Origin of the sequence: Pseudomonas sp. Q2-TVG4-2, assembly GCF_013620795.1 — a bacterium.
In the GTDB taxonomy this organism is placed as follows: Bacteria; Pseudomonadota; Gammaproteobacteria; order Pseudomonadales; family Pseudomonadaceae; genus Stutzerimonas.
In genome coordinates this window covers 96,889-119,349 of record NZ_LGLW01000002.1, presented here as the reverse complement: position 1 = coordinate 119,349, position 22,461 = coordinate 96,889, and the positions used below count along the sequence as shown (strand labels likewise).

23 protein-coding genes are annotated in these 22,461 nt (G+C 62.1%); 16 read left to right on the top strand and 7 right to left on the bottom strand.

All coding sequences use genetic code 11. The annotated features are described in order from the left end of the window. Positions 1–117: 117 nt before the first annotated feature. Positions 118–774 (top strand): DUF2238 domain-containing protein, encoded by a 657-nt coding sequence (locus H3028_RS05630; protein ID WP_181296084.1) that lies wholly within the window; start codon positions 118–120, stop codon positions 772–774. A gap of 21 nt (positions 775–795) precedes the next feature. Here the strand turns inward: H3028_RS05630 and H3028_RS05625 are convergent, their stop codons facing one another. After that, a complete protein-coding gene (locus H3028_RS05625; protein WP_181296204.1) occupies positions 796–1,203 on the bottom strand; it encodes a VanZ family protein in 408 nt (135 codons plus the stop codon). 373 nt (positions 1,204–1,576) lie between these two features. Between H3028_RS05625 and H3028_RS05620 the strand changes: the two genes are divergently transcribed. The 4 genes from H3028_RS05620 to H3028_RS05605 all read left to right on the top strand — a co-directional run bounded on the left by H3028_RS05620 (position 1,577) and on the right by H3028_RS05605 (position 5,271). Continuing rightward, positions 1,577–2,698: an ABC transporter permease gene (locus H3028_RS05620; protein WP_181296203.1), complete on the top strand. Its 1,122-nt coding sequence runs from the start codon at positions 1,577–1,579 to the stop codon at positions 2,696–2,698. Continuing rightward, positions 2,695–3,477 (top strand): ABC transporter ATP-binding protein, encoded by a 783-nt coding sequence (locus tag H3028_RS05615; protein WP_181296083.1) that lies wholly within the window; start codon positions 2,695–2,697, stop codon positions 3,475–3,477. The genes H3028_RS05620 and H3028_RS05615 overlap by 4 nt, the downstream gene beginning before the upstream one ends. Positions 3,478–3,712: 235 nt before the next feature. Then, on the top strand, positions 3,713–4,651 hold the full coding sequence (locus H3028_RS05610) for an MlaD family protein (RefSeq protein ID WP_181296082.1): 939 nt from the start codon (positions 3,713–3,715) through the stop codon (positions 4,649–4,651). Continuing rightward, on the top strand, positions 4,648–5,271 hold the full coding sequence (locus H3028_RS05605) for an ABC-type transport auxiliary lipoprotein family protein (RefSeq protein ID WP_181296081.1): 624 nt from the start codon (positions 4,648–4,650) through the stop codon (positions 5,269–5,271). Before H3028_RS05610 ends, H3028_RS05605 begins: the two co-directional genes overlap by 4 nt. A gap of 41 nt (positions 5,272–5,312) precedes the next feature. Here the strand turns inward: H3028_RS05605 and H3028_RS05600 are convergent, their stop codons facing one another. Then, positions 5,313–5,600, bottom strand: coding sequence for a hypothetical protein (locus tag H3028_RS05600; protein ID WP_181296080.1), 288 nt, complete (start codon positions 5,598–5,600; stop codon positions 5,313–5,315). 381 nt (positions 5,601–5,981) lie between these two features. On the opposite strand from H3028_RS05600, the gene rfbB reads away from it, so the two are divergent. The 9 genes from rfbB (at position 5,982) to dctM (ending at position 16,185) form a co-directional block, all read left to right on the top strand. Continuing rightward, entirely contained in the window at positions 5,982–7,052 is a 1,071-nt protein-coding gene (rfbB, locus tag H3028_RS05595; RefSeq protein WP_181296079.1) for a dTDP-glucose 4,6-dehydratase, read from the top strand. Further along, the gene (gene rfbA, locus H3028_RS05590) at positions 7,049–7,921 is read left to right on the top strand and encodes a glucose-1-phosphate thymidylyltransferase RfbA (protein ID WP_181296078.1); all 873 of its coding nucleotides are present in this window, start codon (positions 7,049–7,051) and stop codon (positions 7,919–7,921) included. The genes rfbB and rfbA overlap by 4 nt, the downstream gene beginning before the upstream one ends. Beyond that, positions 7,918–8,463: a dTDP-4-dehydrorhamnose 3,5-epimerase gene (gene rfbC, locus H3028_RS05585; RefSeq protein ID WP_181296077.1), complete on the top strand. Its 546-nt coding sequence runs from the start codon at positions 7,918–7,920 to the stop codon at positions 8,461–8,463. Before rfbA ends, rfbC begins: the two co-directional genes overlap by 4 nt. Further along, positions 8,460–9,371, top strand: coding sequence for a dTDP-4-dehydrorhamnose reductase (gene rfbD, locus H3028_RS05580; RefSeq protein WP_181296076.1), 912 nt, complete (start codon positions 8,460–8,462; stop codon positions 9,369–9,371). Before rfbC ends, rfbD begins: the two co-directional genes overlap by 4 nt. 102 nt (positions 9,372–9,473) lie before the next feature. Next, positions 9,474–11,273, top strand: coding sequence for an ATP-binding protein (locus H3028_RS05575; RefSeq protein ID WP_181296075.1), 1,800 nt, complete (start codon positions 9,474–9,476; stop codon positions 11,271–11,273). A gap of 1 nt (position 11,274) precedes the next feature. Beyond that, complete coding sequence (locus H3028_RS05570; RefSeq protein ID WP_181296074.1) at positions 11,275–12,666, top strand: sigma-54 dependent transcriptional regulator; 1,392 nt, start codon at positions 11,275–11,277, stop codon at positions 12,664–12,666. 384 nt (positions 12,667–13,050) lie between these two features. After that, positions 13,051–14,043 (top strand): C4-dicarboxylate TRAP substrate-binding protein DctP, encoded by a 993-nt coding sequence (dctP, locus tag H3028_RS05565; protein ID WP_181296073.1) that lies wholly within the window; start codon positions 13,051–13,053, stop codon positions 14,041–14,043. A 234-nt stretch (positions 14,044–14,277) separates the two neighbouring features. Continuing rightward, positions 14,278–14,904: a TRAP transporter small permease gene (locus tag H3028_RS05560; RefSeq protein WP_181296072.1), complete on the top strand. Its 627-nt coding sequence runs from the start codon at positions 14,278–14,280 to the stop codon at positions 14,902–14,904. Then, positions 14,905–16,185 carry a C4-dicarboxylate TRAP transporter large permease protein DctM gene (gene dctM / locus H3028_RS05555; protein ID WP_181296071.1) on the top strand — a complete coding sequence of 427 codons (1,281 nt, stop codon included), beginning with the start codon at positions 14,905–14,907 and terminating at the stop codon, positions 16,183–16,185. A 76-nt stretch (positions 16,186–16,261) separates the two neighbouring features. On the opposite strand, the gene H3028_RS05550 is transcribed toward dctM, so the two are convergent. Continuing rightward, on the bottom strand, positions 16,262–16,870 hold the full coding sequence (locus H3028_RS05550; protein WP_181296070.1) for a 2OG-Fe(II) oxygenase: 609 nt from the start codon (positions 16,868–16,870) through the stop codon (positions 16,262–16,264). Between the two features lie 152 nt (positions 16,871–17,022). Here H3028_RS05550 and H3028_RS05545 point away from each other — a divergent pair, with 152 nt between their 5' ends. Then, a complete protein-coding gene (locus H3028_RS05545; protein ID WP_181296069.1) occupies positions 17,023–17,823 on the top strand; it encodes a hypothetical protein in 801 nt (266 codons plus the stop codon). On the opposite strand, the gene H3028_RS05540 is transcribed toward H3028_RS05545, so the two are convergent. Next, on the bottom strand, positions 17,804–18,742 hold the full coding sequence (locus tag H3028_RS05540; protein WP_181296068.1) for an alpha/beta hydrolase: 939 nt from the start codon (positions 18,740–18,742) through the stop codon (positions 17,804–17,806). The two genes, H3028_RS05545 and H3028_RS05540, sit on opposite strands and share 20 nt — an antisense overlap. Positions 18,743–18,827: 85 nt before the next feature. Here H3028_RS05540 and H3028_RS05535 point away from each other — a divergent pair, with 85 nt between their 5' ends. Continuing rightward, complete coding sequence (locus H3028_RS05535; protein WP_181296067.1) at positions 18,828–19,418, top strand: DUF6436 domain-containing protein; 591 nt, start codon at positions 18,828–18,830, stop codon at positions 19,416–19,418. A 1-nt stretch (position 19,419) separates the two neighbouring features. On the opposite strand, the gene H3028_RS05530 is transcribed toward H3028_RS05535, so the two are convergent. The 3 genes from H3028_RS05530 to potA form a co-directional block, all read right to left on the bottom strand. After that, on the bottom strand, positions 19,420–20,316 hold the full coding sequence (locus H3028_RS05530; RefSeq protein WP_181296066.1) for an ABC transporter permease subunit: 897 nt from the start codon (positions 20,314–20,316) through the stop codon (positions 19,420–19,422). 76 nt (positions 20,317–20,392) lie between these two features. Beyond that, positions 20,393–21,274: an ABC transporter permease subunit gene (locus tag H3028_RS05525; RefSeq protein WP_181296065.1), complete on the bottom strand. Its 882-nt coding sequence runs from the start codon at positions 21,272–21,274 to the stop codon at positions 20,393–20,395. A gap of 11 nt (positions 21,275–21,285) precedes the next feature. Continuing rightward, positions 21,286–22,437 (bottom strand): polyamine ABC transporter ATP-binding protein, encoded by a 1,152-nt coding sequence (potA, locus tag H3028_RS05520; protein ID WP_181296064.1) that lies wholly within the window; start codon positions 22,435–22,437, stop codon positions 21,286–21,288. Positions 22,438–22,461 lie beyond the last annotated feature (24 nt).

Sequence of the window (22,461 nt, the reverse complement as noted above, 5' to 3'; positions counted from 1 at the left end):
GGTCCGGCTCGTTGAAGGTCCAGTTCGTGTGACCGCCTTGAACGCCGAAAAGTTGGATGGATTCTCTAGCCGCAGCGCCGGTCGAATGGTTAAGCGCTGGAACTGCCGGAGAGAAGAATGGATGCCGACCGTAGCCATCGACGCTATCTGCTGACGCTGCTCATGCTGTTCCTGCTGGTCTGGGGAAGCCTCGCCATCGCCCCCGAGGACCGGCATGACTGGGTGCTGGAAAACCTGTTGGTGCTCGCGTTGGCCGTCGCTCTGCTACTGGGCCACAGGCACTATCTGCCCTCGCGCAGCGCCGCGACACTGATCGTCCTCTATCTGTGCATCCATCAGCTGGGCGCGCACTACACCTACGCCAAGGTGCCCTACGACGCCTGGTGGCAAGCCATGACGGGAGAAAGCCTGGACCAGGCGCTTGGTTGGGATCGAAACCAGTTCGACCGGCTGGCGCATCTCAGTTACGGGTTGCTGCTGGCCTACCCCATCCATGAAGTGCTGATACGCCTGGGCGTGAAGCCCGGTTTCTGGAGCCTGTTGCTGCCGGTGGACATCGTCCTCTCGACCTCGGCGGTCTACGAGCTGATCGAATGGTTCGGTGCCGCGACGCTTAGTGCCGAGGAGGGACGAACCTTCCTCGCCACGCAACATGATCGCTGGGATACGCAGAAGGACATGGCCTTGGCGGCGGCCGGTGCGGTATTTGCCATGCTCTGCACGGCGCTGATGTCGTGGCGAGTCAATCACCTGGCCCGGCGGGCGTCGCCTTGATGCTGACGCCCCGTGGACAACTCAGGGACGCGCGGGATTCTCGATACGCGCGACCGCATCGGGGGCTTCACGGTCGGTGGTGACACCGATGCGTCGCAGGTACCAGAGATACGCCAGGTGCGAGCAGCCCCAGCCAAGCAGCACGCCCAACGTATTGGCCAGCATGTCGCCTATCGATGCCCAACGGTTGGGCAAAAAGCTCTGGCCAATCTCGATCAACAGCGCCGCCCCGGTACAGGCAGCGAGGGTCCAGACCACGCGCCACTGCGGAAAGGCCAGACGCAAGGTGAAAACCAGCGCGGCGAACCCCAGCATATGGTGCAGCTTGTCCTGCTGGTCGAACACCTGCGGCACCGGTTCGGGCCGCAAACCGCTGAACAGGATCACCGCCAAAACCACGATGAACGGCAGGGCACGCAAGTAATTCATAGGCAAACGGAGACTCTCGCAGTGGTCTTAGATGAACGGCTGGCAGGGCCCGAGCGGGCTGATATAAAGGAGCGTCGGCAACCGGCGGCGTAAGATAGCAACCCCTTGATGCATGGCGTACCGATCGGGGCTGCCTGACTCGCACGCTATGGAGGCCGTTCGGAGTCGATAGTTCGCGACCGCCTGTAACAAATTGCGCAGTCGCCGACCGGCCGCACCGTTTGCGCCTCGCCTGCGGCACGCTAAACGGAACCGTGATTGCAGGGTCCGACCTGATAGGATCTGTCAAAAGCCGCGGCGCAGGGCACCGGCCTCCTACGCCTCGCAAACATGGGAAACCACTTTGACGCACCCGATTTCGCCGCCCGGCAGTTTGCAGCGGCAACCGAACAGCGACCCCACGGCCGCCACACTGGCGATCGGCGGCGACTGGACGCTGAAACACTACGCAACCCTGCGCCGTGAGGTCGAGCAGGCTCGCCGCCAAGTCACCGATGCCGACCAAGTCGACCTCGATGCGATCGGCGAGCTGGACACTGCGGGCGCCGGCTTGCTGGTCGAGCTGCTCGGACCGGCGCGAATGGCCCGCCTGCAGGAATGGGCGCCGCAGCTGCCTGCGGAACGACGGGCGCTGCTGACGACCGTCGCCGCCGCGCTGGACCAACCAGAAGCCGAACAGGCACCTCAAACCAACGGCCTGGCCGATGTACTGGCACACGTAGGTCGCACCGTCTCCGGGGTCTGGAACCAGCAACGCACCCTGCTCGGCTTTATCGGCCTGACCCTGCAGACACTCTTTACCGTCATCCTCAATCCGCGGCGCTGGCGCGTGACCGCGCTGGTCGCGCATATAGAGCAGACCGGTCTGGACGCGATCCCGATCGTTGCCCTGCTGACCTTTCTGGTCGGCGCCGTGGTGGCTTTTCTCGGCGCCACTGTGTTGGCTGACTTCGGCGCAACCATCTATACGGTCAATCTGGTGGCGTTCTCCTTCCTGCGCGAATTCGGTGTGCTGCTGGCCGCGATCCTTCTCGCCGGCCGCACCGCCAGCGCCTTTGCCGCGCAGATCGGGGCGATGAAATCCAACGAGGAGATCGACGCCATTCGCACCCTCGGCCTCAGCCCCATCGAGCTGCTGGTGCTGCCACGGGTGCTGGCGATGTTGATCACCCTGCCGATCCTGACTTTTATCGGCATCCTCAGCGGCATCGTCGGGGGGCTGGTGGTCTGTTCGCTGGCGCTGGACATCTCGCCGGCGATGTTCTTCACCATTTTGCAGCGCGATATTCCGCTCAATCACTTCCTGGTCGGCATCGGCAAAGCACCGATATTCGCCTTCCTGATCGCGGTGATCGGCTGCCTGGAAGGCTTCAAGGCCAGCGGCAGCGCACAGTCGGTGGGCGAGCACACCACTTCCAGCGTGGTGCAGTCGATTTTCATGGTGATCCTGCTGGACGCCGTCGCCGCATTGTTCTTCATGGAGATGGGCTGGTGAGCACGAAAGAACCTGTGATCCAGGTCAGCGGGCTGGTCAATCGCTTCGGCAAACAGGCGGTGCATGTCAACCTCGACCTGGATATCCGCCGCGGTGAAATCCTCGGCGTGGTCGGCGGGTCCGGCACCGGCAAGTCGGTGCTGCTGCGCAGCATCGTCGGCCTTCGCCGACCGAACGCCGGCAGCGTCAAGGTGTTCGGCGAGAACCTGTTGAAGCTTCCCGCCCAGCGTCGTTCGGAGGTGGAGCGACGCTTCGGCGTGCTGTTCCAGCGCGGCGCACTGTTCACCTCGCTTAGCCTGCAGGAAAATGTCGCCTTGCCGCTGATCGAGCACATCGGTCTCAAGCGCGCCGATGCCGAACACCTGGCGCGGCAGAAGCTGGCGCTGGCCGGGCTGCCACCGGAAGCCGCTTGCAAATACCCTGACGAGCTGTCCGGCGGCATGGTCAAGCGCGCGGCGTTGGCTCGCGCCCTGGCGCTGGATCCGGAAGTACTGTTTCTCGATGAGCCCACCGCCGGCCTCGACCCCATCGGCGCGGCAGCGTTCGATCAGTTGATACTGACCCTGCGCGATGCGCTGGGCTTCAGCGTGTTCCTGGTCACCCATGACCTGGATACGCTCTACACCATCTGCGATCGCATCGCCGTACTGGCGCAGAGGCGCGTGCTGGTGGTCGATACCCTGGAGGCGGTCGCCGCCACCGACGACGATTGGATCCGCGAATACTTCCATGGCCCTCGTGGCCGCGCTGCGCATGGCGCCGCGCTGGCAGTCCGTTGAAAAACGTAGGCGAGGCAGGCGAGACAAGGCGCAACGACCAAAGAGTAACAGCCGAAGGCTGGCCCGAAGGGCGAGCGCAGTGAGTCAAAATAGCCGAAGAAGCGGACCGGGCTCGCGTACGAGTTTACGTGCTGTAATGAGCATTTTGACCGGGCTGGCGACCCAGGTCGGTTTTAACGCAGTATTGCCAACGCAGGTAGTTTTTGACGGCCTGCCAAAGCTGGAGACATTCTGAATGGAAACCCGTGCCCATCATGTCCTGATCGGTCTGTTCACCGTGATCGCGGTCGGCTGCGCGCTGCTCTTCGCGCTGTGGCTAGGCAAATCCAGCATCGACCGCGAGTACAGTTACTACGACATCGGCTTCAGCCAGGCCGTCAGCGGGCTATCCAGCGGCAGCTCGGTGGAATACAGCGGCATCAAGGTGGGCGACGTTACCCAGCTGTGGCTGGAGCCGGACGATCCGCGCAAGGTCCGCGCGCGCATTCGTGTCTATGGCGGCACGCCGATCAAGGTAGACACCCAGGCGCGTCTGGCGCTCGCCAACATCACCGGCAGCATGGTCATCCAGCTGCACGGCGGCACTCCGGAAAGCCCGCGCCTTGAAGGTGACCCCGATAACCCGCCACTGATCGTCGCCGATCCTTCCTCGCTCAGCGCGCTGCTGGAGAACGGCGAGGACCTTATGAGCAACATCAATAATCTGCTGCTCAGCGCCAACCAGATCTTTTCCGAGGAAAACACCACGCGTTTGAGCCGCACCCTGGAACATTTGGAGCAGGCCACCAGCGTGCTCTCAGACCAGCGCGGCGACCTGGCCCAGACGCTGCAACAATTCAATCAGCTGAGCCAGCAGGCCAACGTCGTCATGGGCGAGTTGTCGAGCCTGGCGCGTAACGCCAACGGTCTGCTCGACGATCAGGGCCGCAGCGTACTCGACAGCGCGGCCCAATCGATGAGCGCACTGGATCGCACCACGGCGCGCCTGGATACCCTGTTGGAGGAGAACCAGGGCGCGCTGAACAACGGCATGCAGGGCTTCAACGAACTGGGCCCGGCCATCAACGAATTGCGCACCACCCTTGGCGCCCTGCGCCGGGTGACCCAGCGCCTGGAAGACAACCCGAGCGGTTTCCTGCTCGGCCGAGACAAACTGCAGGAGTTCAACCCATGAACCGTCGCCTTCATTCCCTGCCTCGCCTCGTCCTGCTCGGACTGCTCGTCACCCTCTCGGCCTGCTCGATACTGCCGGAGTCCGAGCCGTTGCGAATTTATCTCCTCCCCACCACGACATCGCCGCAGCAGGCCAGCGAGCCGGCACTCCAACACGCGCTGCGCATCAATACCCCGCAGGCCAGTCGCATCCTCTCCAGCCCGCGCATCGCCGTGGTGCCGCAGGGCAACCAGATCAGCTCTTATGGCGGCGCACGCTGGAGCGATGCGGCGCCCGTGCTACTGCGCGATCGCTTGATCGAAGCGTTCCAGCGCGATGGCCGCATGTCCTCGGTGAGCAACGAGGATGTAAATCTTTATGCCGATCTCAGCCTGCACAGCGATCTGCGCGCCTTTCAGAGCGTCTACATCGACGGCAAACCCATGGTGCTGATCACCCTCGATGCGCGCCTGGTCAATCGTAACGACCAGCACACCCTGGCCAACCGACGGTTCGAGGTTCGCCAGCCCAGCGCCGATCCAAGCGTGGAAAGCGTGATCGAGGCATTTGGGCGAGCCAGCGATACGCTCAGTCAGGAGATTCTCGACTGGACCCTGTCTCACGCCCGTCAACTGCCGTAACCGACGTGAGCTAGATCGCGAAGTCTGGAGCAGTTCAAGCGTTAACGGTCTGACGGGTTCACGCCCGGGCTTTCCATGCCGTCTTCTGGCCATGTGTCCGGAGCGGCGGGCTGCTGCTCGCCGATGGGTTCGAGCAGGCTCAACTGCTGAGCGAAAGCCGACTGGATCGCCGCCATCCTCGTGACCATACGGCGGCTGGCGATCCGTGTTGCGGGGTCTTCGCTGGCCATGAGTTCAAAGGAGAGCGTGACCAGAGCCTCGGCCAGTTGAGAAAAACCGTGCGTGGTGAGGCTCAGCAATTCGGCAAGCTGTTCGTTACGGGTGTGCATTCCGTTGCTACCTGTCGATAATATCGCGCTGATATTACCCAATTGTGCCCTTCGCGCCACCGCTCCTTATTAGCCAGCTTGCGTCTGTTCGCATACTCGCGCAGTGCCGAGAAGGCAGAAGAGACGTTGGCACAGCGGCGCACGGGCTGCTGCAACCTGCGTGAATTGGCGGCGGGTAAGAAAAACCGTCACCGCGTCGTAGGTCACCGCAACGCCGCGCCGACGAACAGCGTCGGTCGCGCCCGCTGAAAGCTGCCCAGACGTTCACTGCGTCTTACCAACTCCAGCCACGGCTGGGAATTTTTGTATTTTCGGCAGGTCTATCCTGCCGACATGCCAAGAGCCTGTTGCTCTGTAGCGCGCCAAGGAAGCCTTTCAATCATGCGCATTCTCGTAACCGGCGGAGCCGGATTCATCGGCTCTGCTCTGATCCGCCACCTCATCCAAGACACCGGGCACAGCGTCCTGAATCTGGACAAGCTGACCTACGCCGGCAACCTGGAGTCGCTGGCAGATGTGCAAAACAGCGATCGCTATCAGTTTCTACAAGCCGACATCGCGGACCGCGAGCGGGTGAGCGAAGCGCTGCTGGAGTTCCAGCCGGACGCCATCATGCATCTGGCCGCCGAGTCGCACGTTGATCGCTCCATCGACGGCCCGGCTGAGTTCATCCAGACCAACATCGTCGGCACTTATCAACTGCTCGAAGCGACTCGTGTCTACTGGCAGACCCTGCCGGCCGAGCGCCGCGAGGCGTTCCGCTTCCACCATATCTCCACCGACGAGGTGTATGGCGACCTGCACGGCGTCGATGACTTGTTTACCGAAACCACGCCCTACGCCCCGAGCTCACCGTATTCGGCCAGCAAGGCCTCTTCCGATCATTTGGTTCGCGCCTGGCAGCGTACCTACGGGTTGCCGGTGCTGATCACCAACTGCTCGAACAACTACGGCCCCTATCACTTCCCCGAGAAGCTAATTCCACTGGTGATCCTCAATGCGCTGGATGGCAAGCCGCTTCCGGTCTATGGCAACGGCACCCAGGTGCGTGACTGGCTGTTCGTCGAGGATCACGCGCGCGCGCTGTTCAAGGTGGTCAGCGAAGGCACCGTCGGCGAGACCTACAACATCGGCGGCCACAACGAGCAGAAGAACATTGAGGTAGTACGCGGTATCTGCGCCCTGCTCGAAGAGCTGGCGCCGCAGAAACCCGAAGGCCTGGCACGCTTCGAGGACCTGATCACTTTCGTCAAAGACCGCCCGGGCCACGACCTGCGCTACGCCATCGACGCCAGCAAGATCGAGCGCGAACTCGGCTGGGTGCCGCAGGAGACCTTCGAGACCGGCCTACGCAAGACCGTGCAGTGGTACCTCAACAACCTCGAATGGTGCCGTCGCGTACAGGATGGCAGCTATCAACGTGAGCGCCTTGGCGCGCTGGAGAACGCATGAAAGGAATCATCCTCGCCGGAGGCTCCGGCACTCGTTTGCACCCCATCACCTTGGGCGTATCCAAGCAGCTGTTGCCGATCTACGACAAGCCCATGGCCTATTACCCGATTTCGGTGCTGATGCTTGCCGGGATTCGCGACATCCTGCTGATATCCACCCCGCAGGATTTGCCGCAGTACAAGAATCTGCTGGGTGACGGCAGCCAGTTCGGTGTCAACTTCAGCTATGCCGAACAGCCGTCCCCGGACGGCCTGGCGCAGGCCTTCCTGATCGGCGAAGAGTTCATCGGCGATGACCCGGTGTGCCTGATCCTCGGGGACAACATCTTCCACGGCCAGCACTTCACCGAGAAGCTGCAACGCGCCTCCGCGCAGACTAAAGGCGCCACGGTCTTCGGCTACTGGGTCAAGGATCCAGAGCGTTTCGGCGTGATCGACTTCGACGAGAACGGCAAGGCGCTGTCGATCGAAGAGAAACCGGCCAAGCCGAAATCCAGCTACGCGGTGACCGGCCTGTATTTCTACGACAACGATGTGGTCGAGATCGCCAAGTCGATCAAGCCGTCGCCACGCGGCGAGCTGGAAATTACCGACGTCAACAACGCCTACCTCAAGCGTGGCGACCTTAACGTCGAGCGCTTCGGCCGCGGCTTCGCCTGGCTCGACACCGGCACCCATGACAGCCTGCTCGAAGCCTCCCAGTACGTGCAGACCATTGAGCACCGTCAAGGGCTCAAGGTCGCCTGCCTGGAGGAGATCGCCTACCAGAACAAGTGGATCGATCGCGAGCAGCTGCTGCGCCGCGCCGATGCCTTGGGCAAGACCGGCTATGGCCAGTACCTGTTCAAACTGGCGGGTGAAGACGCATGAAGATCATCGAAACCGACATTCCCGATGTGCTGATCATCGAGCCCAAGGTGTTCGGTGATGAGCGCGGTTTTTTCTACGAAAGCTTCAACGCGGCGGCTTTCGAGACGGCCACCGGACTCAAGCGAACCTTCGTTCAGGACAACCATTCCAAGTCCCAGCGCGGCGTGCTGCGCGGGCTGCACTACCAAATCCAGCAACCCCAGGGAAAGCTGGTGCGGGTCGTGGCCGGCGAGGTGTTCGACGTAGCGGTGGATCTGCGCCGCAGCTCGCCCAGCTTCGGCCGCTGGGTCGGCACCCGCCTGAGCGCCCAAAATCAGCGCCAGCTATGGATTCCTGAAGGTTTTGCGCACGGTTTCGTGGTACTCAGCGAAAGTGCCGAGTTCCTCTACAAGACCACCGACTACTACGCGCCAGCCCATGAGCGCTCACTGCTCTGGAACGATCCGCAGATCGGCATCGAGTGGCCGTTCCAGGAGCTGCCGCAGCTATCGCAGAAGGATGCGGCAGGTAAGGTTCTCAGCGAAGCGGAGCTGTTTGCATGAAAATCCTGATCACCGGTAGCAAGGGGCAACTGTCTCAGGAGCTGCAACTGGCGCTTGCCGGTGAAGGGAAGGTGCTCGCTTTGGGCCACAAGGTGCTTGACCTGGCCGAGCCGATGCAGATTCGCCAGCAGGTTCGCCTGCTGCGCCCCGACCTGATCATCAATGCCGCCGCCTACACTGCGGTCGACCCAGCGCAGGACAATCGCGATCAGGCCTTTGCGGTGAACGCCACCGGACCTGGCGTGCTCGCCGAAGAAGCTGCGGCGCTTGGCATACCCCTGATTCATTACTCCACCGATTACGTCTTCGACGGGCGCAAGCGCGAGCCGTACAACGAAGAGGACCATCCGGCCCCCTTGAGCGTATATGGGGCGAGCAAGCTGGCCGGCGAGCAAGCGATTCAGGCAGTCGGTGGCCAGCATCTGATCTTGCGTACGAGCTGGGTCTATTCGCTGCACGGTCGTAACTTCCTGCTGACCATGCAGCGCCTGTTGCAGGAACGTGACGCGCTGTCGGTGGTTGACGACGAAGTCGGCGCACCGACCTGGGCCGGTACCATCGCCGCAGTGACAGCCGAGATGGTGCGCAAATGGCGCACGGGCACTGGCGGTCCCAGCGGGCTGTATCACCTGACCGCCAGCGGCGAAACGTCCTGGTACGGCTTCGCCTGCAGCATTGCCCAACACCTGGAACGCCAGGGCCTGTTGCGGGCCCGGCTCGAGCCCATCCAGTCCACGGACTACCCCACCGCTGCCCAGCGCCCGCTCAATTCGCGGCTCAGCTGCGCACGCTTGCAACGTGACTGGGGCGTCGAGTTGCCGGACTGGGAAACCGCGTTGCATCAATGCCTCGGCAACACTGGCAACTTTCAGGCGATTGGGGGTCATCAGGCCACGCAAACAATCTGAATGCCGCTCGGCATCGACTCGGCCGTTCATCTCCCCCGCGCCAGAGGCGCCCTGCCCTGTGCTTAAGGTGCATAATGCCGCCCGAATCACAGGCGCATCTGCATGACACCACTCGAACCTCCTCGCCGCCCACGCTGGCGCAATCTGGCCCTGGTCGCGCTATTGCTAGCGCCGCTGCTGTGGCCGCTGCAACAACTGGCCGAACGTTATTACAGTAACGAGCTGATCGAGCAGAACCGACAGACGCTCGACCTCTACGTGGCCAACCTGCTCGGCTCGCTGCGTCGCTACGAGGTGCTGCCACGCATCCTCGGCGACTTGCCAACCCTGCGCGCGGCGCTGCGGCAGCCGGACAGCCCTACCGCCAAGGACCAAGCCAATCGCCTGCTGGATCAACTGCGCAAGGAAACCGGTGCCGATGTGATCTACCTGATGGCACCGGATGGCAAGACCCTGGCGGCGTCGAACTGGAACGACGAAGACAGCTTCGTCAATCGCAACTTCGCCTTCCGGCCCTATTTCAGGGAAGCCATGGCCGGCAAGCTGGGACGCTTCTTCGGCCTCGGCACTACTTCTGGCAAACGCGGCTACTACTTCGGCGCGGCCGTGCGCGACGGCGACGAGGTGCTCGGCGCGCTGGTGGTCAAGGTGGACCTGGACTACACCGAGACACTCTGGGGCAACACGCCCGAGCAGCTCATGGTGACCGACAATTTCGGTGTGGTGATCCTCACCTCCAAGCCGGAATGGCGATTCCGCGCAAGCCGGGCGCTGGATATCGAAGAACGCGAGCAGATCGCGTCCGAACGGCCCTACCCGACGCTCGAGCCCCAGGATCTGACGCTCGATATCGATGCGTGGTTGATCCAGAGTCGTGAGCTCAAGGAAACCGGCTGGACCGTGCGCATTCTAGCGCCGATCAGCCTGGCCGAACGGCCGGTGCGGACCGTCGTCGCGATCGGTGCAGCCACCCTCGCCGCGGTATTGCTGCTGCTCGGGTTGTTGATGCAGCGGCGCCGCCACTACCTGGAGCGCATCGCCCTGGATGCCAAGGCGCGGCAGCAGCTAGAGCGCCGCGTGCAGGAGCGGACGCAGGATCTGGAGGCGCTGAACAGCCGGCTCAAGGAGGAAGTACTGGAACGCGAGCAGGCCCAACAGGAGCTGGTCCGTGCGCAGGACGAACTGTTGCAAGCCGGCAAGCTGTCCGCGCTGGGCACCATGTCGGCGAGCATCAGCCACGAACTCAATCAACCGCTGGGGGCGATTCGCAGTTATGCGGATAATGCCGGTGTGCTGCTCGACCAGCAGCGCAACGAAGAAGCCCGCGACAACCTCCGACTGATCAGCGAACTGACCGCACGCATGGCATCGATCATTGCCCACCTGCGGGCTTTTGCCCGTCGCGATCGGCACGCGCCGGAGCGGGTGGCGCTACAGCCGGCGCTGGACGACGCCTTGGCCTTGCTGGCCAAGCGTCGCCAAGCCATGGGCGTCGAGCTGATTCGCGATCTTCCGGACGCGACGTTGTGGGTTCAGGCGGGTGAAACACGGCTGCGGCAAATCCTCTCCAACCTGCTAGCCAATGCACTCGACGCGCTCAATGAGCGGCCACCGGTACGACGCATCTGGCTGCGCGCCGAACGCCAGGGCGACGGCGTATTGCTGACGCTGCGCGACAACGGCCCGGGGTTTTCCACCGAGGCGCTGCAGCGCGCCCGCGAGCCTTTCTTCACCACCAAGACCAGCGCGCAGGGTCTGGGGCTGGGTTTGGCCATTTGCGATACCCTGACACGCGCCCTGGACGGCGAGCTGACGATCGCCAATCATCCCGAAGGCGGCGCCCAGCTCAGCCTCTACCTGCGATCCGCCGACCCCGGTGTCGCCTTCCCGAGCGAGGACTAGCATGACCAGCCAGATCGACCCGCAGTATCAGGTAGTCTTGGTCGATGACGATCCCCACCTACGCAAGGCGCTGAGCCAGACGCTCGACCTTGCCGGGCTCAAGGTGCTCAGCCTGGGCGATGCCCGCGGTCTGCCCGGCCAGCTGCCGGTGGATTGGCCCGGCGTGGTGGTCAGCGATATTCGAATGCCGGGGCTCGACGGCCTCGAACTCCAGCAGCAGCTGCAAGCCATCGACAGCGGCCTCCCGGTTCTGCTGATCACCGGTCATGGCGATATTCAGCTGGCGGTGCAGGCGATGCGCGCCGGCGCCTATGACTTCCTCGAGAAACCCTTTCCCAGCGAGGCGCTGCTCGACAGCGTGCGCCGCGCATTGGCGCTGCGCCAATTGGTACTCGACAACCGCAGCCTGCGCCTGGCGCTGGCCGATCGTCAGCAGCTGTCGACGCGCCTGCTCGGCCAGTCGCCGGCCATGCAGCGCTTGCGCGAGCAGATCGGGGCGTTGGCCGGTACCCAGGCCGACGTGTTGATCCTCGGCGAAACCGGCGCCGGTAAGGAGGTCGTAGCGCGCGCACTGCATGACTTATCCAATCGTCGCACGGGTCCCTTCGTCGCGATCAACGCCGGCGCGCTGGCCGAATCGGTGGTCGAAAGCGAGCTGTTCGGCCACGAGGCGGGCGCCTTTACCGGCGCGCAGAAACGCCGCATCGGCAAGTTCGAGTTCGCCAATGGGGGCACCCTTTTTCTCGATGAAATCGAAAGCATGAGCTTGGATGTGCAGGTCAAGCTGCTGCGTATGCTGCAGGAGCGGGTCGTTGAACGCTTGGGCGGAAACCAATCCATTGCACTGGATATCCGTGTGATCGCCGCCACCAAGGAAGATCTACGCCAGGCTGCCGACCAGGGCCGCTTCCGTGCGGACCTCTACTACCGGCTGAACGTGGCGCCACTACGCATCCCACCGTTGCGCGAGCGCAGCGAGGACTTGCTGTTCCTGTTTCAGCATTTCACCGAGACCGCGGCCAGCCGCCACGGCCTGCCAATCCGCGAGCTGCGCCCGGAGCAACGCGCGCAATTGCTCAGGCACCTGTGGCCGGGCAACGTCCGCGAACTGCAGAACACCGCGGAGCGATTTGCCCTGGGCCTCGAGCTGGGCCTCGAAGACCCAACCCATATCGCCGCCGGCACAGCTGCAGCGACCGCCAGCGCACTAAACGAGCAAGTCGACGCCTTCGAACGGGCCCTGATCGCCGCCGAGTTGGCCCGGCCGCATGGCTCGTTGCGCAGTGTCGCCGAAGCCCTCGGCCTGCCCCGCAAGACACTCCACGATAAGTTGCGCAAGCACGGCCTGGTCTTCAACGATGCTGGCGGAACCTCGCCGGACGACGGCGAATAGCTGGCGGATTTCCGCCACGAGCCAATGACAGGGAACTGCATTTTCCGCCGCAGTGCCCTTTTGCCACGTCTTTGCAACAGTTGTCCGGCTAGATAACGCACGCAGCCGAACCCACCCGCAAACAGTGGAGGCTGCGAGTTAGACACGCTGGTTGAGAAATATTCGTCAGCATTCTGCCACTACACCGGTAAACTCCCGCATCACGAGGGCGGGCTATGTGTCTTCTGGCACAGCACTTGCTCTCGCTAACCCACGAGTTGGTGAAACAGGTCTACCGTTGGCGCCGCGACTTTTCCTCGATGACGCCTAGACTTGTCTTGCTGGCCACAGCCGAGTTGCCGTTTCGAAGCGGCGGCTCAATTCACAACAAGAGGAAAAACAACAATGTTCAAACTGACCGCCACGGCGCTTGCCTGCGCTCTGTCACTGGGTATCGCAGGCCTGGCCCAGGCTGCCGACCCGATCCTGATCAAGTTCTCCCACGTGGTTGCGGACAACACACCAAAAGGCCAGGGCGCTAACCTGTTCAAGAAGCTGGTAGAAGAGCGTCTGCCCGGCAAGGTTGAAGTTCAGGTCTACCCGAACTCCTCCCTGTTCGGTGACGGCAAGGAAATGGAAGCGCTGCTGCTGGGCGACGTGCAGCTGATCGCGCCTTCGCTGGCCAAGTTCGAGCACTACTCCAAGGGCGTTCAGGTGTTCGACCTGCCGTTCCTGTTCGACAACATCCAGGCGGTAGACCGCTTCCAGCAGAGCGAAGCCGGCCAGAACCTGCTGAGCTCCATGGAAGACAAGAACATCACCGGCCTGGGCTACTGGCACAACGGTATGAAGCAGCTGTCCGCCAACAAGGAACTGCGCGAGCCGAAAGACGCACGTGGTCTGAAGTTCCGCGTACAGGCATCCGCTGTACTGGACGAGCAGTTCAAGGCGCTGCGCGCCAACCCGCGCAAGATGAGCTTCGCCGAGGTTTATCAGGGTCTGCAGACCGGCGTGGTCAACGGTGCTGAGAACCCCTACTCGAACATCTACTCGCAGAAGATGCATGAAGTGCAGAAGCACATCACCGAGTCTGACCATGGTCTGCTCGACTACATGCTGATCACCAACACCAAGTTCTGGAATGGTCTGCCGGCTGACGTTCGCGGCGAGCTGGAAACCATCCTGGAAGAGGTTACTGTTGAGGTGAACAAGCAGGCCGACGAGCTGAACCAGAAGGCCAAAGCCGACATCCTGGCCGCTGGCACTACCGAAATCCTCGTACTGACCCCGGAAGAACGTGCCAAGTGGCGCGAAGCTATGAAGCCGGTCTGGAAGAAGTTCGAGAGCGAAATCGGCGCAGACCTGATCAAGGCCGCTGAAGCGTCCAACGCTCAGTAAGTACTGACTGAAAGGGAGCGAGGCTACTCGCTCCCTTCATTCAGCACGGGCAGTACCGACAGCGCAGCGAAAAAACATAACGACATTGCGACCAGGCGGCAGCTGAATCAGCCTCTTTCTCGCCTTGTCCAGAACAAGCCTTTTCACTGCTCTGTCATCCGGTTACCAGACCGGCTCATCGCGCACGTTCTGTACGCCTATCGAAACACAGCATTCCATCGGGAGATGTCATCCATGAACGCCCTCTGGCGCGTCTGGGACCACTTCGAGGAGGGTTTCATTGCCTTCCTGCTGGCCGCCATGACTCTGGTGACCTTCGTTTACGTGGTCCTGAACAACCTCTACACCGTTTTCTACAGCCTTGCCGAGTCCTTTCCGGCAGCTGAAGACTTCTTCTTCGCCATTGGCGATTTCGTTATCGGCTTCGCCCAGGCGATGACCTGGAGCACCGCGCTGACCAAGGCACTGTTCGCCTGGCTGATCTTCTCCGGCCTGGCCTACGGCGTGCGTACCGCCGGCCATATCGGCGTCGATGCGTTGGTCAAGCTCGCGTCGCGCCCGGTACAGCGATACATCGGCATCGTTGCCTGCCTGTTCTGTCTGGGTTATGCCGCCCTGCTGAGCGTGGCCAGTTTCGAATGGATCCAGGCGTTGTTCAACGCCAATATCGGCGCTGAAGACCTTGGTCATTTCGGTGTCAAGCAATGGCATATCGGAATGATCGTGCCGATCGGATTCGCTTTGGTCTTTATCCGTTTCGTCGAGATTTTCGTGCGCATCCTGCGCAACGAGCAAACCGGCCTGGGCCTGGCAGACGAAGCTGCCGAAGCGGCCAAGCTCGGTGAAGAGGAGCCGAAGTAAATGACTATCCTGTTCCTCTTCCTGGCGCTATTTGCCCTGATGTTCATCGGCGTGCCGGTGGCCGTTTCGCTCGGCCTGGCCGGCTCGCTGACCATTTTGCTGTTCAGCCCGGACTCGGTTACTTCGTTGGCGATCAAGCTGTTCGAGACGTCCGAGCACTACACCCTGCTGGCTATTCCGTTCTTCCTGCTGGCTGGCGCCTTCATGACCACCGGCGGTGTAGCCAAGCGCTTGATCGACTTCGCCAACGCCACAGTCGGCCACATCCGTGGTGGCCTGGCCATCGGTGCGGTAATGGCCTGCATGCTATTCGCCGCGCTGTCGGGTTCGTCGCCAGCGACTGTAGCCGCGGTCGGTTCCATCGCCATCGCCGGCATGGTCCGCTCCGGCTATCCGCAGGCCTTCGGCGCCGGCATCGTCTGTAACGCCGGTACCCTGGGCATTCTGATTCCGCCGTCTATCGTCATGGTGGTCTACGCCGCCGCTACCGAAACCTCGGTGGGCAAGCTGTTCATGGCCGGTGTGGTGCCAGGCATTCTGCTGGGTGCCGGGCTGATGGTGGCGATCTATATCATTGCGGTGAAGAAGAACCTGCCGGCGATGCCGCGGGCGACCTTCCGTGAGTGGCTGTCATCGGCACGCAAGGCGGTATGGGGCCTGCTGCTGATGGTGATCATTCTCGGCGGGATTTACTCCGGCATGTTCACCCCGACTGAAGCGGCCGCGGTGGCGGCGGTGTATTCGGCCTTCATCGCGCTGTTCGTCTACAAGGACATCAGCATCCGCGATTGCCCGAAGGTGCTGCTGGAGTCGGGCAAGCTCACCATCATGCTGATGTTCATCATCGCCAACGCGATGCTCTTCGCACACGTGCTGACAACTGAGCAGATTCCGCAACAAATCACCGCCATGGTGCTTGAGGCTGGGCTGCAACCCTGGATGTTCCTGCTGGTAGTGAACGTTGTGCTGTTGATTGCCGGTGCGTTCATGGAGCCGTCGGCGATCATCCTGATCCTGGCGCCGATCCTGTTCCCGATCGCCGTGCAGCTGGGTATCGACCCGATTCACCTCGGCATCATCATGGTGGTCAATATGGAAATCGGCCTGATCACCCCGCCAGTGGGGCTGAACCTGTTCGTCGCCTCGGCGGTAACCGGTATGCCGGTCACTCAGGTGATTCGCGCAGTGCTGCCGTGGCTGGCCTTGCTGCTGACATTCCTGATGGTCATCACCTATGTTCCGGCCATCTCCCTGGGCCTGCCTAACCTGCTGGGGATGTAATAACGCCGCATATGCTTTTTTCTTTAGCCCGGCCTTAGTGCCGGGCTTTTTTATGCGTGTCCAGAGCGTTTCGGTCTTAGAGCGCCAACACATCCACCGGACGCCGGCGAAACCAGCCGGTCAACGACACCCGATCGCTGCGGGTGACCAACACTTCATGGGGAAAATCACCGGACATAAAGATCAGCAGGTCGCCGGCCTGCGGCGGGATGTCCCGGGTCGATCCATCGGCGAAATGCATGCGCAGCTCACCCCCATCGGCGGGTTGCCAGTTCGGGTTCAGGTAGAGCACGGCGCTGACGCAACGGCTGTCGTCATCGCGGAAACGATCCAGATGAGTCTGATAGAAGGCACCCGGCGGATAGAGCGCGAAGTGGCACTCGAACTCTTCCAGGCCAAGAAACAGCTCGCGATTGAGCATCTGCCGCAGCTCGTCCATCAGCGCCAGGTAGGCATCGCAGACCTCCGCCTGCCCCTCCTCCAGCCAATGAATATGGTCGCCGCGAATGCCTTCGCGCACCGCCTGCTCCTCGCCTCGACCAACACCGGCTGGCGCCAGCGCGCCCTCGGCATAGCGTCTGCGGCACTCGTCGGCCAACTCCCGGGTCACATCATTGGACAGGAAGGAACTCTGCAACGACCAGCCGCTCGCGGCGAGATCGTCAATGATCATAGAGAACGGCAAGGAAGGTGACTCCAATGGGTCGGATGACGTTTCCCTGTGGCCTCGGTGGGCCCGCTCGGAAACAGCGGCTGAGTCTAGCAGCAGTGCTTTCGCTCCTCGACAAGCCCGGGGCGCGACGCCGAAAATAAACCGCCCGCCACAGAGGAGCTTCCATGCGCGCCCTTATTGCTTGTGTACTACTCGCCTTCAGCCTGAACACTCTGGCCGATAGCTACGATGAACTTTACGAGGCCGCAGGCTGGGCCGAGCAACGCGCCAACTTTTCCGATGCCCTGACCGCCGCTCAGCAACGCTACAAGAACAGCTTGCCGCCCGCGGTTTATCAAGCGCTGGTGAACAACAGCAACCGACGCTTCGCGGTCAACGCCATTGACCAGCGTGCCAAGCAGGCATTACGGAACAATCTGCAGGACCCGCAGCCAGCACTGGGCTTCTTCCAGTCACCGCTGGGCCACAAGGTAGTCGCGGCGGAAACATTGGCTGGCCGCCGCGAGCAGCTGGCCCGCTACGAAAATGGCTTGCCACGAATGGAAGCCGGCAGCAATCGGCAACTGCTGATCCGTCATCTCGCGCAGGCATTGCCGGCGGCCGAAGCCGGTGCCGAGGTCAGCCTGGCGCTCGCCGGGGTCGCGGCTGATAGCCTCAGCCAGATGATTCCCGGCCTGCTCGGTGGCGGGCAGGCGCAGGGGCTGCTCGACAGCCAGCGCGAGCGTTTGCAGCAGCAGGTCGAGAGCGACCTGGACAACACCTTGCTGTACATCTATCGCGACCTCTCCGACGCCGAACTGGAGGAATTCGTCGAGTTCGCCCAATCGGAAGCGGGCCAGCGCTACTACCAGGCCGCGCTACAAGCCCTGCGTGCCGGCCTTGCGGTCGGCATGAGCGGCAGCGAAATTCAAGCACAGGCTGGCGCTGCGGATAAAGCGCTCGACGCTACTTCAGCCGCTCGCTGAGAAAATCGAAATACTCGCGGCGTATTGCTTCGCGCTCGTTGACCAGATGATGACGTGCGCCGGGGAGGCGAAGGATGTCCGGCGCGGTGAATTTGCGTTCGAGTACTGGAAGGTTGTGCTGCCAGTCGACGGTCATGTCAGCCTCTCCCTGAACGATGATCGGGCTGTGCGGGCTTCGCGGCGCATCCTCGATACGGGGAATCCACCGTGACAGTGCGCCGACCCAGGCGGTCGGTAGAATATCCGGCTGCAGCGGATCGCTCGACTGGATGAACTGGAGAAACGCCGGATCGCCCGAGTTCTCGCTGAAGCGGCGAGGGATCTGCTTGACGAAGCGCCGTACCATTTCGTAACTGAACCGCGACCAGCCCCAGGCGCGTGGCCGCACCAGCGGCGCCAGCAGAATCCCGCGCCCCAGCTGCGGGTGTTCCGGCTGACTGAGCAGATAATCGAGCACGATCGCAGCCCCGGTACTCTGCCCCAACAGATGCCAGGGCCGCGGCAGCTCCAGCCTTTCAGCCTCATTCAGCAGGCCGTGCAGCACTGCCTGATATTCATCGAACTCATTGATGCTGGCGCGCGGGCCGCTGGATAGACCATGCCCCGGCAGGTCGCAGGCGAGCACCGCGAAGCCCATGTGCAGGCCCCAATCCACGACGTGCCGGTAAAGGCCCATATGGTCGTAATAACCGTGCAGGATCAGCAGCGTCGCCACCGGCTGTTCGGGATACCACGCCTGCGCGGCAACCTGATAACCGTGCACTGAAAAGCAGCCCAGACGCCGCTGGATACCATCGTGGTGGGGCAGGTCGAGGCCGTAGTAGGCCTGATAGAAACGTGCGTCAGCGGTGAGCTCGGCGCCATGGCTGAGAGGCCTCAGCTGTGCGCGGAGGGCGTCGGGATCGATTTGCGAAGGCATGACAGGTTTTCTTACTCAAGTTGAACGGATATTCAGCTCTGCAGCGCGACGTGGCAAGCTGGCGCCTCCATCGAAGAGCGCCTCCATGTCCCTACGCAGCAAATATCTGATAGCAGCGCTCATCGCGCTACTCTGGGGCGGCGCCATGCTGGCCGCCTTCTGGTGGTTCGAGGCGCGCTATCTGCGCCCCTTCGAAAGCGAACGTACGCAATTGTTTTCAGGTGACGACCTGGCGCTGCCCCCAGCCCTGGCCGGCGACGGGCCGATCCGCGTGGTGCATTTCTGGGACCCAGCCTGCCCCTGCAACGCAGGCAACCAGCAACACCTGTCCGAACTGGTGCAGCGCTTCGGCGATCGAGGTGTGCGCTTTTATGCGCTGCAAAAGCCGGGCACTCGGGGCCGTCTGCCGGACCAGCTGGCCGGCCTGCAAACCCTTCCCGCCTTGCCCGGCGCAGACAGCCTGCCTGCCAGCCCGGCCGTGGGTATCTGGGATGCGAGCGGTCGTCTGGTCTATGTCGGCCCCTATAGCGAGGGCGCCGTGTGCAACTCCAGCAACAGCTTCATCGAGCCGATCCTCGAAGCGGTGCTGGCGGGCCGTCAGGTCAACGCCACGCATTCGCTCGCGGTGGGCTGCTTCTGTGACTGGAACCCCGCCAGCCAGGGAGCGGCCAGGTAGCTCAGCTATGGGCCGAGGGTGGCGTCGCGACCGTATTGTCGACTGCCGGCCGCCAGTTCGACTGGGCGCCCTCATCCATGGCCTGGCGCATCGCGCGAACCCGGCGCTTCTCTGCACGACGGCTGAAGTACCAGGCGAGAAAGGTCGCCAGCGACACCACCAACAGGATCAGACTGGCCACCGCGTTGATCTCGGGCTTCACGCCAAGCCTGACGGCGGAGAAAATCTCCATTGGCAAGGTGGTCGAGCCCGGCCCGGAAACGAAGCTGGCCAGGACCAGATCGTCCAGCGACAGGGCGAACGAAAGCATCCCACCGGCTGCCAGCGATGGCGCGATCATTGGCATGGTGATCAGGAAGAACACCTTCCAAGGCCGCGCACCGAGGTCCATCGCCGCTTCCTCGATGGATTGGTCGAGCTCGCGCAGACGTGCCATCACGACCACCGCGACATAAGCTGAGCAAAAGGTGGTATGCGCGATCCAGATGGTCATGATGCCCCGCTGTGCCGGCCATCCGATCAGCTGCGCCATCGCGACAAACAACAGCAGCAACGATAGACCGGTGATCACCTCGGGCATGACCAGCGGCGCGGTCACCAACCCACCAAACAACGTGCGGCCTCGGAAATTGGGAATCCGGGTCAGCACGAACGCCGCCATGGTACCCAGCGCCACCGCTGCCACGGCGGTGTACAACGCAATCTCCAACGAGCGCATTACCGCGCCCATCAGCTGGCTGTTGTCCAGCAAACCGATATACCACTTCAGTGACCAGCCGCCCCACACCGTCACCAGCCGCGACGCGTTGAACGAATAGATGACCAGCAGCACCATCGGCAGATAGATGAACAGCAGCCCAAGCACCAGGATCAGATTGGAAAAGCTCAAACGTTTCATAGCTTGCCCTCCAACTCTTTCGCCATGCTTGTGGGTTGAGTGCCGGTTGAACAGGGCAGCCAGCTACTTAGATGAGTCATAGCTTGCCCTCAAGCTCTTTGGCTTGGTTACGGTTGAACAGGATGATCGGCACCAGCAGGATCGCCAGCATCACCACAGCGAGGGCGGACGCCACTGGCCAGTCACGGTTGTTGAAGAACTCCTGCCAAAGCACCTTACCAATCATTAACGTTTCCGGCCCGCCCAGCAGTTCGGGGATGACGAACTCGCCCACTACCGGAATGAACACCAACATGCAGCCAGCAATGATTCCGTTCTTCGACAGCGGCACGGTGATCTTCCAGAAGCTGGTGAGGTTGCGCGCACCGAGGTCCGAGGCGGCCTCGAGCAGGCTGAAGTCGTGCTTCACCAGATTGGCGTAGAGCGGCAGGATCATGAACGGCAAGTAGGAATAAACCACGCCGATGTATACAGCCAGATCGGTGTTGAGGATGCGCAGCGGCTCGTCGACCAGCCCCAGCCCCATGAGCAGGCCATTGAGGATGCCGTTGCTGCTGAGGATACCCATCCAGGCATAGACGCGGATCAGGATCGCAGTCCAGGTCGGCATCATGATCAGCAACAACAGTACGGTCTGCAGATCCTTGCGCGCCCGGGCGATGGCGTAAGCCATGGGGTAGCCGATCAGCAGGCAAAGAAGGGTGCTGAAGAAGGCAATTTTCAGCGAGCCGGCATAGGCCGCCCAGTACAGATCGTCTTCGCTGAGAAAGATGTAATTGCCGAGATTGATCACCACCTGCAGCTGTTGCTCGGCGTAGGCGAAGATGTCCGTATACGGAGGGATCGCCACATCGGCTTCGGAGAAGCTGATCTTCAGCACGATGGCGAACGGCAGCAGAAAGAACAGCATCAGCCAGAGGAAGGGCACGCCGATGACCAGTCGGCGTCCGGTGTTCAAGGGCGAGCGCCTCATGCCTGCAGCACCACGCCGCTGTCGCTTAGCCAGTGCAGATAGACCTGCTCTTCCCAGGTGGGCCATTTCACGTGGCGCTCGGCGTTGGCGACGAAGGCCTGCAGCAGCATCCCCGATTCCAGCTTGATGTAGTACACCGAGTGGCCGCCCAGGTAAGCAATGTCATGCACCTCGCCCTGCACCCAGTTGTAGTCGGCCAGCTCCAGCACCGGCCTCTCCAGACTCATGAGGAGCTTTTCCGGGCGCAGGGCGTAGGTCACCCGCTTATCCTGGGCCCGGGTGCTGATACCGTGGCCGACATAGATCGGCCGCTCCAGTTGCGGACAGGCGATCACGGCATAGGCTTCGGAGTCTTCGATCAGCTCGCCATCGAACAGGTTGACGTTGCCGATGAACTCGCAGACCAGGCGGCTGGCCGGCGTTTCGTAGATATCCATCGGACTGCCGACCTGGGCGATCCAGCCCAGGTGCATGATGGCGATGCGCTCGGCCATAGTCATGGCCTCTTCCTGGTCATGGGTCACCATCACGCAAGTCACACCGACCCGCTCAATGATCTGCACCAGCTCCAGCTGCATCTGCGAGCGCAGCTTTTTATCCAGGGCACCCATGGGCTCATCGAGCAGCAGCAGCTTCGGTCGCTTGGCCAGTGACCGCGCCAGCGCCACCCGCTGCCGCTGACCACCGGAAAGCTGATGCGGCTTGCGCTTGGCATATTGAGTCATCTGCACCAGGCCGAGCATTTCTTTCACCCGCTCGTCGACCTCGGCCTTAGCCAATCCGTCCTGCTTGAGGCCGAAGGCGATGTTCTGCTCCACGCTCATGTGCGGAAACAAGGCATAGGACTGGAACATCATGTTGATCGGCCGCTCGTAGGGCGGCATATCGGTGATGTCCTGACCGTCGAGAAAAATCCGGCCTTCAGTAGGCCGTTCGAAACCCGCCAGTATGCGCAGCAAGGTTGATTTGCCCGAGCCCGAGCCACCAAGCAGCGCGAATATTTCGCCCTGATGGATACTCAGCGAGACATCATCGACCGCCACCGTTTCATCGAACTTCTTGGTGACGCGGTCGATCTTCAGCAGCACCTGCTTGTTCTGGCTCTCACCGGTGAGGGCTTTTTTGTAGGCGCTGGAGGCAACTGCCATGCGCGAACTCCCGATTGGAAAAAT